Below are 12,291 nucleotides of genomic sequence, written 5' to 3' on the forward strand. Positions count from 1 at the left end.
GAGAAATGTGATAAACTAAAAAGGAAGGTAATTGTGCGGGAATAAGGTCTCAAACAGTTACAAGAAAGGGTGTGGGAGGCATGAGCTTGATCTATATATTGGAGGACGATAAAAATATACGGGAAATTGAGAGCTATTCTCTCAAAAACAGCGGATATTCAGTAGAAGAGTTTGAATACGCGAAGCCTTTTTGGAACAAGGTTTCTGAGCGAAAGCCGGATCTGGTGCTCCTGGATATTATGCTGCCTGACAGCGACGGCGTGGAGGTTTTAAAGAAGCTGCGCCGCAATCCGGAGACAAAAAAGGTTCCGGTGGTGATGGTGACGGCAAAATCCACGGAGATTGACAAGGTAAAAGGGCTTGATAACGGAGCGGATGATTACATCACAAAACCATTTGGTGTCATGGAGCTGATCTCCAGGGTGAAGGCGGTGCTGCGCCGCGTGAATCAAATGGAAGAGGAAAAGCTGATGCGTCTGCATGAGATTTTCATGGACAATGAGAAACGTATGGTTTATGTGTCGGATGTTCCCTGTGAGCTGACCTACAAGGAGTTTGAGCTGCTGAAGCTGTTTCTGCAGAATGCGGGTATTGTGATGGCGCGCGAGAGCATTATGGAGCGCGTCTGGGGCGTGGATTTCGAGGGGGAATCGCGCACGCTGGATATGCATATTAAAACGCTGCGTCAGAAGCTGGGAAGTGCCGGAAAATATATTAAGACTGTGCGGAATGTGGGGTACCGGATCGAATGAGAAAAAAGATTAACGCGCAGTTTCTGCTGATTACGGCGGTTGCGATTTTTCTGACGGTGTTTCTCTCGGTGTTTGTCTGCTACAATCTGTTCCAGGAGGAGGTTGTGGGCAGCCTGAAAACCTATGCGCATGTCATCAAAAGCGCCGGCATTTTCGATGGGCAGAAGGAATTGTCCGAAGTGGAATCGGTGGAGGATCTGCGCATTACGCTGATCAATACGGATGGCACGGTAGCTTTCGACAGTAACGCGGATATCGGGCAGATGGATAATCACAGTGATCGTCCGGAGATCCAGAACGCGCTGGAGAGCGGCGAGGCGGAGATCGTCCGCAGGTCTGATACGCTTGATAAGAACACATATTATTATGCGATACGGCTTGACGACGGCAGAGTTCTGCGTGTTGCAAAGGAAGCGGGCAGCGTCTGGAGTTTTTTGCTGCCGCTGATCCCGGTACTTCTTTTTATGGGAGCGGCTCTGTTTCTCATTTGCCTTGTACTGGCGCATTTTCTTACAAAGAGTATCATTGCGCCGATCGAGGACATGGCGCTGCATATGGATGATGAAAACTATGAGATCGCCTACAAGGAAATGAAACCGTTTCTGGATACCATTCAAAAGCAACATTCTGATATTGTAAAAAGCTCGCAGATGCGGCAGGAATTTACTGCAAATGTCTCACATGAATTAAAGACGCCGCTGACGGCGATCTCCGGCTACTCAGAGCTGATCGAGAGCGGAATCGCCACAAAAGAGGATACGGTGCGCTTTTCTGCGGAAATTCATAAAAGCTCTAATCGCCTGCTGATGCTGATTAACGACATTCTGCGCCTTTCTGAGCTGGACAGCTCCGAGGACGTGCTGGTGAAAGAAACGGTAGATTTGTACGAGCTTGCAGAAAAATGCGTGGACATGATGCAGGTAAATGCGGAAAAACATCATGTGACATTGACGCTTACCGGGGAGTCCTGCATCGTCCAGGCAAACCGGGAGATGATCGAGGAGGTTATGTATAATCTCTGCAGTAACGCGGTTCGCTATAATGTACCGGATGGAAGTGTTGTGATGCACGTCGGCATGGAGGGAAATCATGCCGTACTGACGGTGGAGGACACCGGCATCGGCATCCCGGAGGAGGATCAGAAGCGCATTTTCGAGCGCTTTTACCGCGTGGATAAAAGCCGTTCCAAATCCACGGGCGGCACCGGTCTGGGACTTGCGATCGTAAAACATGTCGTGGCAAAGCACGGCGCGGAGATCGGACTGTGGAGCAAAACCGGAGTGGGCACGCGGATGCGGGTGGTGTTCCCGGAAAATGTGTAAATGATGTATTTTAGAAAACTGGTCGGAGACGTATCCACAAAGGTCTGTTTTGTATTTTGAATGAGAAAGACAGGTAGTGTACATTGTATGTATACTGCCTGTTTTTTGTTGCCATGCATCCGAAGGAAGTTGCCGGTGGCAGGTCCTGTAGGTATGGCAATATGGTCCGTCGGCTTTAAGGCCTATTCCTGCGATGCCGTACCCGATCATCGGTGGGAGGCAACAGAAAATATTTCCAGTCAAATTTCTTTTTTCCATCGTATGCTGGGAACTTCCCTGAAAATTTCCAGATAGAGTCATAATAGTACCATTTTATTACAGGAAAAAGAGTTTTTTGGGGAAAGAAAAGTGATAGTCATGTTTTGGAAAAGCGGATTGTCCTTTTCCGGGAAAAGGGCTATACTGAAAGAAACAACAGTCACGACATTGTGAAGGGAAAATACTGCTTTGAAGAGGAGAGCTGGAATGAAGACAGAGGAGATAACTTTTTTGGGAGATGGCGGCGTATCGTTGACGGGAAAAATCTGGATGCCAAAGGAAACGCCTAAGAGGCTGCTGCAGATTTCCCATGGCATGACAGAACACATCGGACGGTATGAAAAACTGGCGGAGGCGATGACAGCCAGGGGTGTTGCCGTCGCCGGATTTGATTTAAGAGGACATGGACAAAACGGCGGTGATCCGAAGTGCGCATCCTTCGGAAAAGGCGGCTGGAAAGCCAGTATCCGGGATATGCACCTTTTTTACCGGGAAATGGAACGTTGTTTTCCGGAAATTCCCCATTTTATGATGGGATTTTCCCTAAGTTCCTTTTTGCTGAGGGACTACCTAAGCTGCTATGAGGATAAGATAGCCGGAGCCGCCATCCTCGGAACCGGCCACCAGCCCGGAGGCGTCCTCACAGTATTGATGCAGCTTGTGAAGCGGGAGATCCGGGTACACGGATTTGACAGCGCCACACCGCTGGTAGATAAACTGTCCTTTGAAAGCTATAACCGGAAATTTTTGCCGAATATGACCAGATGTGACTGGTTATGTGCCGACGAAGAACAGCGCGCCGCATACTGCGGGGATTCCCTGTGCCGGGAGCATATTTCGTCAGGCCTGTTTTATCAGCTGCTGGACGCCATGAGAAGGACCGGAAAAAAGGACGCCTACGAAAAGTGGGATAAAACCCTCCCGATTCTGCTTCTCTCCGGAGACAGGGACCCGGTAGGGGACTTTGGAAAAGGGATACAGAGAGTAAAAAACAGCATGGACCGGGCCGGCCTTAAAGATGTGGAGTTCCACCTCATCCCCAATGCCCGCCACGATTTGTTCCACGAAGAAAAAAGTGGTGGGGCGAAGAAAACGGAAGATATCCTGGTGAAGTGGGTTTTGGAGAAAGGGGAGAAATCCTAAGATTCTGTTTGCCACAAAGGAGAATCTTTTTGAACTGGTAAGTGAAAGAGTGGGGGAGTAGACGAAGTTTATGATTCAACCGTATATGTAAAGGGAAACAAAAATGATTGCACCGAGAAAAATAAAATTTGAAGCGAAGAAAAAAAGAAATGAGAACTATGAATTTCGCATTTACCTGAAAGGGAATGCGGATGAAAAAGAATTGGACGAACGGTTCCACAGGCTGCACAAAGAGTTGTTTGCCGGATATGACTGCAGCAGATGCAGGAACTGCTGCAAGATGTACCGTGGAAGTATCCCGGAAACGGACCTTTCCCGGGACGCGGAGTATATGGGGCTTACGAAAGAGCAGTTTCTTGAAAAATATCTGGGGGAAGACGACGGAGAAAACGGCTATCAGACAAAAAATATACCCTGTGATTTTCTGAAACCAGATGGAAATTGTCAGTTAGGCGATTGTCGACCGGAAAATTGTAAGAAATATCCGTATACGGATCAACCGGACAGATGGTCAAGCCTTTACGGCGTGCTGGATGTAATCGAGGTCTGTCCGGTTGCGTTTGAGATATATGAGAGGCTGAAAAAGGAATACGGGTGGAGATATAGACACTAAGTATGGGGAAAATTTAAGTATGAAGATACTGTTATTTGGTGTTTCAAATGTTGGAAAATCAACCGTTGGGAGATTGCCAGCCGAAAGGCTTGGATTTGGTTTCGCTGATCTGGATGAAGAAATAAAGAAACATTTGGAAATGTCTCTGGAAGAGTTTGTATATACTGCAGACTTACGGTGGAGAGATCAAAAAAGAGGGTGTATTATCAAGAAGGTTCTTAAAACGGAAGACGATATGGTTTTGGCGGTTACCCCGATCTCTTTTGCTGAAAACTTCAAAACACGCATTATCGGTGATGATGTCCTGCTAATTGAATTGTATTATACAAGATATCCGGGCAGATTTGGATTGGTATGGGATGGTTTATGCCAAACTTGGGATACGCAATCGATTATTTGTTAATAACGATCCGCCGGAAAAAGTGGTGGACAGGATAATCACAGAATATGAAAAAGATTATAAAATATTCGGGCGGAAGGAAAATAGCAAATCAGATCGTAGAAGAATGGAAACTAATTTATCGCAGAAGATCTGCAATGATGGATGAGTTGAGGAAAGCGGGATTTTAGAATGGGAAAGCCCTGCAAAAAGATAAATAGCATTGCGAGGAAATCTAATACAGCGACAGAGTAACTTCCTGATGAACCGGAACGTGACGAAGGGTGTCCTGCGTGAAAAGCGCGGGACGTCCTTTTTGAATTTTTTAAATAAAAATATGAGATAAAATCTCAAATATTGCTTGTAAAAAAACTAAAAGCGGATATAATAGAAAGTGAAATACTAGAATAAAGAACGGAACAGATAGTAAGCGGAGGTAAATGAAATGTTATGCCAATTTACAGTAAAGAACTTTAAAAGCATACGAGATGAGGTAACATTTGATATGCAGGCTGCCGCCATTTCTGAGCATGAAGATAGGGTTATTAGAGATAAAGATGGAGAATTATATTTGCCGGTATCTGCCGTTTACGGACCAAATGGCGGAGGAAAATCTAATGTTTTGGAAGCATTGCATAGTTTAGTATTGAAAGTGCTGCGCCCTTTATATGCAACCAGCGATAATGAAGAAGCTGCGATCCGAATGAAAAAGTTAGTGATAGAGCCATTTGCATTTTCTGAGGAAACAGTAGATACGCCAACAGAGTTTGAAGTGTTTTTCAGAACTTCGCTGGCGGAGTATCGCTATGAATTGACAATTAAAAAAGATGTGATTGAGTATGAGCGGTTGGACCGGGTTAAGTTAGAAACCGGACGCCGGTCGGCACTTTTTGAAAGGGATGAAGTTGGAATAGTATTAAAGGGGGCTTTTGCAAGGTTAAAAACCAGTGATGAGTTATCAGATACATTGCCGTTGCTTTCTTATCTTGGCATCACTTATAGAAAAAATGAAGTAGTGAGGGATGTATTGGGCTGGTTTGAAAATGGAGTTGATTTCTTGAATTATGGAAATCCGATAGAGGAACTGCGTATGGCAGTGGCTAATTCCGAAGATGTGAAAAAGCTTATGCTTGAAATGATTCAAGAGATGGATTTGGACATAGTAGACTTCCGAGTGGAAGAAAAAGAGCATGAGCGGATTGAAGTATTTACAAAACATATCGTTGATGATTATGAAACAGAGTTGAATTTATTTGATGAATCCAGTGGAACAAAGAAATTATTTGGTTTACTTCCATTTATTGCGAAAAGTTTATTAGAAGGAACATCTTTGGTGATTGATGAATTAGACGCAAAGATACATCCGGTGCTGCTTCGCTACATTATTATGATGTTTAACAATATGGAGGTCAATAAAAAGGGGGCGCAGTTAATTTTTACGTCACATGACTTGTCTACCATGAACAGCGAAGTTTTCCGGAGAGATGAAATCTGGTTTGTGGCAAAGGGAAACAGGCAGAATTCAAAACTGTATTCTCTGGTAGAATTTAAAAATGATAAAGGTGAATCTGTCCGTAAAGATGCAAAGTTTGATAAACAGTATCTGGAAGGCAAGTATGGCGCTGATCCATACCTCAGAAAAATTATAGATTGGGGGAAGATTAATGCCTAAAAAAGCCGGAATGGAATCATGGAAGAAAAAGCGTCGCCAAGAATATTTGGAGATGAAAGAATATCGCTATTATATCTTCTGTGAAGGTTAGCAGACAGAACCGCTTTATTTTGAAGGATTCAAAAGACTGATTGAGGATAACCCTGTATACCGGGATATGGTGCTGATAGAGATTGAGCCATGTCAGGCGGAAACAATGCGTGTTATTGGTATGGCGGAAAGATATGTAAAAAGGAACAAAATTAGGAAGGGACAAATTTGGTGCGTTTATGATAAGGACAGCTTTCCACCTAACGATTTTAATGGTGTGGCACAGCGGGCAGAACAGTTAATAAAGAAAATCCGGAATTGCAGTACCATGCAGCATGGAGTAATGAATGTATCGAATTTTGGTTCTTACTCCATTTTGCATACTACACATCCAATAATCATCGGACAGAGTATATATCTTTCTTGGGCGATAAGTTCAGAGAATTGGGGCTTGGCAAGTATCAGAAAAATATGAAGGATATTTTTGATATTCTGATGAATAAGGGCAATCCGAAGCTGGCGATACGATATGCAAAACGGATTATAAAAGATGGACAAGGTAGGACACCAACAGAGATTGCTCCTGGAACGAAGGTGTATGAGTTGGTGGAGGAACTGGTGAAATATTTGCCAGAAGCAACGAAAAAGCACTTTATAGATTCATTTGGAAGGGTATTATTGGATAGGTAAAAAAATTACAAACTGATGGGTTCAGCAAAAATTGGACTGGCTAATTTTGCGGAAACTGGCTCTTTAAACCATATCAGATAGTGGTATACTATACATAATTGGATGGAGGCGGGATATGGTTTCGAAGGGGATACAGAAAAAAATAGCTGTAATTAATGATATGTCTGGATATGGGAGATGCTCAATAGCAGTCTCTCTTCCTGTTATTTCAAAGCTGAAGGTGCAGTGCTGCCCGGTTCCGACGGCAATTTTCTCCAATCATACAGGGTATGAGCATTATTTTTTTGATGACTATACGGAAAAAATGCCCGAATATATCAGAAACTGGAAGCTTCTGGGATTGGAATTTTCCGGAATTTATTCCGGGTTTCTCGGTTCGGATGCGCAGATTGATATTGTGGAAAACTTTATCAGGGACTTTCGCACAGAGCAGACACTTGTCATTATTGATCCCGTGATGGGAGATTACGGAAAAGCTTATGCGACATTTACGCCCACGCTTTGCAAAAGCATGAAAAGGCTGGTGCAGTATGCAGACATTCTGACACCTAATCTCACAGAGGCATGCATCTTAACGGATACGCCCTATAAAGAAAAATGGAGAAAAAAAGAAATCCGCGAGCTGGCGGTAAAGCTGATGGAGATGGGACCGTCGAAGGTTGTCATCACTGGTATTGTACAGGGCAGCTACATCGCAAATTACGTATGTGATGAAAAAAAATGTGAGCATTTTCTGCGAACCATCCGTGTAGGCACACAGCGGTGCGGAACGGGCGACCTTTTTGCATCCATTATCGCAGCGGATGCAGTAAACGGAGTGGATTTTGCCGTATCTGTTAAAAAGGCATCCAATTTTGTCAAGAAATGTATTGAAAAATCAATGGAACTGGAGATTCCGGTGACGGACGGCGTGGCGTTTGAGGAGATACTGGATAAGTTGAGGTAGACATTTTTTACGGGATGAGCTATGCAGAAGCCTGAAATGATAGGAAAATGGAAAGTAACATAAATAAGGGGAGACAGGAAAGGCGGAACGGAGTATGACGATTTTATATAAGGTGTATCAGAATCTATATGTGAATTTAACCAATAATTGTCCGTGTGCGTGTACCTTCTGTCTGCGGCAGACGCGCGACCAGATGGGAGAATCCGGTTCTCTCTGGCTGGAACGGGAGCCGACTTACGAAGAAATTATCGCGGATTTTGATAATTTTCCGATGGAGGATTTCAGGGAGCTGGTGTTCTGCGGCTTCGGGGAGCCGACAGAGCGTCTTGATGTGATACTGAAGGTAGCGGAATACGCGAAAAAGAAATATCAGATTCCGACGAGGATCAACACGAATGGGCTATCAGATCTGATTCATGGAGAAAAAACCGCGCAGCTTCTGCAAGGGCTGATCGATACTGTTTCCATCAGCCTGAATACACCGAATCCGCAGCGCTATCATGAGCTTGTGCGCAGTAAATTCGGCGATATCTCCTACCAGGCAATGCTGGATTTTGCACGGGACTGTACAAAATATGTTCCGCATGTTGTAATGACCACCGTCACCACCACTCTGACGCCAGAGGAAGAGCGGCAGTGTGCCCAAATCTGTAAAGAAATCGGTGCAACTTACCGCATCCGTCCCTGGGAGGGTTAAAAGGCAGCCTGTTTGCCCGCATGATCAGATTCATTCCCGCGAGCAATGAGCCAAGCACGGGTGCTCGCACACGCATTTGGCGGTGCTGTGTGCCGGTGGCACACGTTTAGCACCGACCGAAGTGAAACGCAGACCTGCCGCGAGGAGCGCTGTGTGCCGGTGGCACACGTTTAGCGCCGACCGTAGCGAAGCGTAGACCAGATACCCCGCAACTCTGCTTCCCTGCAAGCTTGCTGCGGGGTATTTGACTAAAAACGTGAGGATCTATAAGATCCCCACGCCCTCCAGCAATATTTTCAGACCGATCAGCACCAGAATGACGCCGCCGGCAATTTCTGCTTTTGATTTGTATTTTGCGCCGAAGACGCTGCCGATTTTGACACCGGCACCCGAACAGACGAAGGTGGTGGCGCCGATCAGACAGACCGCAGGAAGGATGGAAACTTCGAGAAACGCAAAGGTTACTCCGACTGCAAGTGCGTCGATGCTGGTAGCGATTGCCAGTATAAACATGGATTTTACATCCATCGAGCAGTCCATGCTTTCTTCCTCGCCGAACGCTTCCCGTATCATTTTTCCGCCAATAAAGAGCAGCAGGACGAAAGCGATCCAGTGGTCAAACTGTGTGATCATATCGGCGAAGGATCTGCCGAGAAAATAGCCGATCAGCGGCATCAATGCCTGGAATCCGCCGAACCATGCTCCGGCGATACACATATGCTTCGGCGTTACATTTTTCAGACTAAGACCCTTACAGATAGAGACTGCGAATGCATCCATGGAAAGTCCCAACGCTAATAAAAAGATTTCTGCAAAACTCATAAAATTTCCTCCCTGGTAATGTGTATGACTCCGCGAGTCGAGCAGAAAAGGCACTGGGGCTGCAAAGAGGGCCATGCGATGAAGGATGCCCGGACTTAGCGGACCGGGTGACAGTATAGCTTGCGCGCAGCGGCTGTCGATAAAAAAAGACTCACGGACAGCAGACGCTGTCCATGAGTCTCGTCATTTAAGATAACACCGGGCGCTTAGCACCATTCTGTCGATGATTATCACATATTCTCTATGCCGACTACTCCCTCGTGGAGATTATCTCAAAGTATATCATGTGGAAAGACCTTTGGCAAGCATTATTTTCCGGTTAGTTTAGGCTTTTTTTCAGGCTTTTTTTCAGCTTTTTTTCAGATCTTTTTCAGAGCTCTTTCAGTGCATTTACAATTTCCTCTACCGCCTGCTGGACGGTTCGGCTGCCCACATAGACAGTGCGGTGGGCATACTGTTCATAGAGCGGCACACGCTCCTTGTAAAGGTCGAGCAGAGTCTGTCCGGATTTTAGGACGACGCCGCGTTTGTTTAAATCTCCGAGGCGCTTTTGGAGCGTTCGATAGCTTACCTTCAGATAAACAACGGTGCTGATGCTGCGCAGATGTTCCATTGCCTTCGGACCATAGATCACGCTTCCTCCGGTAGCAATGACAGAATGTGTGACATCTATCTGGCTGTTGACGCGTTCTTCGATCGCATTGAAGCCGTCGATCCCTTCGTCGCGCATGATCTGCCAGAGCAGCTTTCCTTCTTCCTTCTGGATCAGAAGATCGGAATCTATAAAATCATAGCCGAGCACCTTGGCAAGGACGATGCCGACCGTGCTTTTTCCGGCACCGGGCATTCCGATTAATGTGATATTTTCCATATGTTTCTCCTTTATGTGATTTAAATAATTCAACGAAAAAATATGTTGCGTGGTGCATTTGTGGAATGCATTCAGTATAAAAGAAGATAATAAAAAATACAAGACAAATGTGTAGTAATAAAATGTCGCGGATATTGATATGCCAGATTGAGATGCCACATAAAAAACTGATGCGTAAACACCGGATTTGAGATATAATAGACGCAATGGAAAAGAAAGGAGCTAAAATGAAGCATGAAATTTAAGGATATGCCCTACAAACGGGTGGAAATGGACGAAGTACGCCGAGAATATCAGCAGCTTATGGATGAGATGAAGCGGGCGAAAAGCGGCGAGGAGCAGTTCGAGGTGCATAAAAAATATTACGCGCTGAGCAACCGCGTATCCACGCAGATGACGCTGGCGCACATCCGCTTTGATGTGGATCTGACGGATGAATTCTATGCGGCGGAGCACGAATATTATGATAAGATCGAACCGGAAATGCAGAATCTGACACAGGAGTATCAGAAGCTTCTGTACAGTTCTCCCTACCGCGCTTATCTGGAGGAGAAGATCGGCAAGGTCGCTTTCAAAAATATGGAGCTGTCCATGAAGGCTTTTGATGAAAAGCTGATTCCGCTGATGCAGGAAGAGAATGAGCTGAAAACAAAATACAACAAATTGATTGCCACGGCAAAGATTGAGTGGGAGGGTGAGGAGCTGAACCTCTCTCTGATGCGCCCGTATCTTTCTCACGCTGACCGTGAGGTGCGTAAAAAAGCCTGGGAAAAATACAGCGCTTATTTTGAGAGCGTAGAGGACCAGCTTGATACCATCTACGATCAGCTTGTGAAAAACCGCACGGAGCAGGCAAGGCAGATGGGTTACAAAAACTATGTGGAACTCGGCTATTACCGTATGACGCGCAACTCTTATGGCCAGGAGGAGGTGGAAAAATTCCGCTCTCAGATCAAGAAATATTTTGTGCCGCTGGCGGAGAAGCTGCACGACAGGCGCAGACAGAGACTGGGACTGGAGAAGCTTTCCTATATTGACGAGCAGGTTTATTTTGCGGACGGAAATCCGGCGCCGAACATGGATCCGGAGGGTATCTTAAAGGCAGGACAGCAGATGTACGCGGAAATGTCAAAGGAGACGAAAGAATTTTTTGATTTCATGATGGAGAACGAGCTGTTTGATGTGCTCGGACGCAAGACGAAGCGCGCGGGCGGTTATATGACGTATCTGCCGGATTACAATGCGCCGTTTATTTTCGCAAACTTCAACGGGACCAGCGGCGACCTTGATGTGATCACACATGAATGCGGACATGCTTTTCAGGGGTATATTTCCGGTAAGGATCCGATCCAGGAGCACCGTGATATCACAATGGAGACGGCTGAGATCCACTCTATGTCGATGGAATTTTTTGCGGATAAATGGATGGAGCTGTTTTTCCAGGATCGCGCGGAGGACTATCGCACAATGCACGGGGAGGACGGTGTGATCTTTATTCCGTACGGCTGTATGGTGGATGAATTTCAGCATATTGTTTATGAGAACCCGGATATGACGCCGCAGGAGCGCAAAGAGGCATGGAGCAGACTGGAAAAGGTGTACAAGCCGCATCTTGATTACGGTGATAATAAATATTTCGGAAATGGCGGCTTCTGGCAGAAGCAGCAGCACATTTTCAACTATCCGTTCTATTATATTGATTATGTGCTGGCGCAGACCTGTGCGTACATGTATAAGATCTGGATGAGCGAAAACCGCGAGGCAGCCTGGGAGAGCTACCTGAAGCTCTGTCGTCTTTCTGCAAGCAGATTTTATGACGAGATGCTCAAAGAAGTGGGACTGGAAGTGCCGTATGAGGAAGGCTGCATCCAGCGGATGGCAGAGAAGCTGGAAGTCCTGCTTGAGGTGTAGAAGGGAGCCTGCAGTGAAATTTTGCGGGCCGCGAAGAAGCAGAAGGCGGACGGCGGAGGAAATCCCAGGAATACAGAGGAAACATCAGGAATGCAGAGGCGTAAATATGCGTGCCTGTTCGCCGGTTGGGGGATGATGCGTGGAAGGTGTGCGGGGCAACCCCAATATGGTGAAGGTGAGCCAAG

12 protein-coding genes and 1 pseudogene are annotated in these 12,291 nt (G+C 45.9%); 11 read left to right on the forward strand and 2 right to left on the reverse strand.

What is annotated here, in order from left to right; translation table 11 throughout:
- Nucleotides 1-80 precede the first annotated feature (80 nt).
- The 10 genes and pseudogenes from ACLU9Q_RS05715 (at nt 81) to ACLU9Q_RS05760 (ending at nt 8,502) form a co-directional block, all read left to right on the forward strand.
- Nucleotides 81-752, forward strand: coding sequence for a response regulator transcription factor (locus tag ACLU9Q_RS05715; protein WP_296835298.1), 672 nt, complete (start codon nt 81-83; stop codon nt 750-752).
- A complete protein-coding gene (locus ACLU9Q_RS05720) occupies nt 749-2,074 on the forward strand; it encodes an ATP-binding protein (RefSeq protein ID WP_296835296.1) in 1,326 nt (441 codons plus the stop codon). The genes ACLU9Q_RS05715 and ACLU9Q_RS05720 overlap by 4 nt, the downstream gene beginning before the upstream one ends.
- Nucleotides 2,075-2,539: 465 nt before the next feature.
- The gene (locus ACLU9Q_RS05725; RefSeq protein WP_296835294.1) at nt 2,540-3,475 is read left to right on the forward strand and encodes an alpha/beta fold hydrolase; all 936 of its coding nucleotides are present in this window, start codon (nt 2,540-2,542) and stop codon (nt 3,473-3,475) included.
- Between the two features lie 103 nt (nt 3,476-3,578).
- The gene (locus ACLU9Q_RS05730) at nt 3,579-4,088 is read left to right on the forward strand and encodes a YkgJ family cysteine cluster protein (RefSeq protein WP_296835292.1); all 510 of its coding nucleotides are present in this window, start codon (nt 3,579-3,581) and stop codon (nt 4,086-4,088) included.
- Nucleotides 4,089-4,107: 19 nt separating this feature from the next.
- Nucleotides 4,108-4,491, forward strand: a complete 384-nt coding sequence (locus ACLU9Q_RS05735) for a shikimate kinase (RefSeq protein ID WP_296835290.1) — start codon at nt 4,108-4,110, stop codon at nt 4,489-4,491.
- Between the two features lie 421 nt (nt 4,492-4,912).
- Nucleotides 4,913-6,139, forward strand: coding sequence for an AAA family ATPase (locus ACLU9Q_RS05740; RefSeq protein ID WP_296835288.1), 1,227 nt, complete (start codon nt 4,913-4,915; stop codon nt 6,137-6,139).
- A 130-nt stretch (nt 6,140-6,269) separates the two neighbouring features.
- A pseudogene (locus ACLU9Q_RS05745) lies at nt 6,270-6,395 on the forward strand (RloB domain-containing protein); the annotation flags it as partial.
- A gap of 92 nt (nt 6,396-6,487) precedes the next feature.
- Nucleotides 6,488-6,859, forward strand: a complete 372-nt coding sequence (locus ACLU9Q_RS05750; RefSeq protein ID WP_296835286.1) for an RloB family protein — start codon at nt 6,488-6,490, stop codon at nt 6,857-6,859.
- 115 nt (nt 6,860-6,974) lie between these two features.
- On the forward strand, nt 6,975-7,805 hold the full coding sequence (locus tag ACLU9Q_RS05755; RefSeq protein ID WP_296835284.1) for a pyridoxamine kinase: 831 nt from the start codon (nt 6,975-6,977) through the stop codon (nt 7,803-7,805).
- A 94-nt stretch (nt 7,806-7,899) separates the two neighbouring features.
- Nucleotides 7,900-8,502, forward strand: a complete 603-nt coding sequence (locus tag ACLU9Q_RS05760) for a TIGR04100 family radical SAM protein (protein WP_296835282.1) — start codon at nt 7,900-7,902, stop codon at nt 8,500-8,502.
- Between the two features lie 264 nt (nt 8,503-8,766).
- Here ACLU9Q_RS05760 and ACLU9Q_RS05765 read toward each other — a convergent pair whose 3' ends face one another.
- Both ACLU9Q_RS05765 and ACLU9Q_RS05770 read right to left on the reverse strand, forming a co-directional pair.
- Nucleotides 8,767-9,324: a manganese efflux pump MntP family protein gene (locus ACLU9Q_RS05765; RefSeq protein ID WP_296835280.1), complete on the reverse strand. Its 558-nt coding sequence runs from the start codon at nt 9,322-9,324 to the stop codon at nt 8,767-8,769.
- Nucleotides 9,325-9,694: 370 nt separating this feature from the next.
- Entirely contained in the window at nt 9,695-10,195 is a 501-nt protein-coding gene (locus tag ACLU9Q_RS05770) for a shikimate kinase (protein WP_296835278.1), read from the reverse strand.
- A gap of 234 nt (nt 10,196-10,429) precedes the next feature.
- Between ACLU9Q_RS05770 and ACLU9Q_RS05775 the strand changes: the two genes are divergently transcribed.
- Nucleotides 10,430-12,106, forward strand: coding sequence for a M3 family oligoendopeptidase (locus ACLU9Q_RS05775; protein WP_296906210.1), 1,677 nt, complete (start codon nt 10,430-10,432; stop codon nt 12,104-12,106).
- Nucleotides 12,107-12,291 lie beyond the last annotated feature (185 nt).

It is taken from the genome of Marvinbryantia sp. (assembly GCF_047017445.1).
Taxonomy (GTDB): Bacteria; Bacillota; Clostridia; order Lachnospirales; family Lachnospiraceae; genus Marvinbryantia.

Excerpts from the sequence above, each read along its gene's own strand:
- ACLU9Q_RS05715 (WP_296835298.1), top strand. The coding sequence starts at position 81 with ATGAGCTTGATCTATATATTGGAGGACGATAAAAATATACGGGAAATT.
- ACLU9Q_RS05720 (WP_296835296.1), top strand. The coding sequence starts at position 749 with ATGAGAAAAAAGATTAACGCGCAGTTTCTGCTGATTACGGCGGTTGCG.
- ACLU9Q_RS05725 (WP_296835294.1), top strand. The coding sequence starts at position 2,540 with ATGAAGACAGAGGAGATAACTTTTTTGGGAGATGGCGGCGTATCGTTG.
- ACLU9Q_RS05730 (WP_296835292.1), top strand. The coding sequence starts at position 3,579 with ATGATTGCACCGAGAAAAATAAAATTTGAAGCGAAGAAAAAAAGAAAT.
- ACLU9Q_RS05735 (WP_296835290.1), top strand. The coding sequence starts at position 4,108 with ATGAAGATACTGTTATTTGGTGTTTCAAATGTTGGAAAATCAACCGTT.
- ACLU9Q_RS05740 (WP_296835288.1), top strand. The coding sequence starts at position 4,913 with ATGTTATGCCAATTTACAGTAAAGAACTTTAAAAGCATACGAGATGAG.
- ACLU9Q_RS05755 (WP_296835284.1), top strand. The coding sequence starts at position 6,975 with ATGGTTTCGAAGGGGATACAGAAAAAAATAGCTGTAATTAATGATATG.
- ACLU9Q_RS05760 (WP_296835282.1), top strand. The coding sequence starts at position 7,900 with ATGACGATTTTATATAAGGTGTATCAGAATCTATATGTGAATTTAACC.
- ACLU9Q_RS05765 (WP_296835280.1), bottom strand. The coding sequence starts at position 9,324 with ATGAGTTTTGCAGAAATCTTTTTATTAGCGTTGGGACTTTCCATGGAT.
- ACLU9Q_RS05770 (WP_296835278.1), bottom strand. The coding sequence starts at position 10,195 with ATGGAAAATATCACATTAATCGGAATGCCCGGTGCCGGAAAAAGCACG.
- ACLU9Q_RS05775 (WP_296906210.1), top strand. The coding sequence starts at position 10,430 with ATGAAATTTAAGGATATGCCCTACAAACGGGTGGAAATGGACGAAGTA.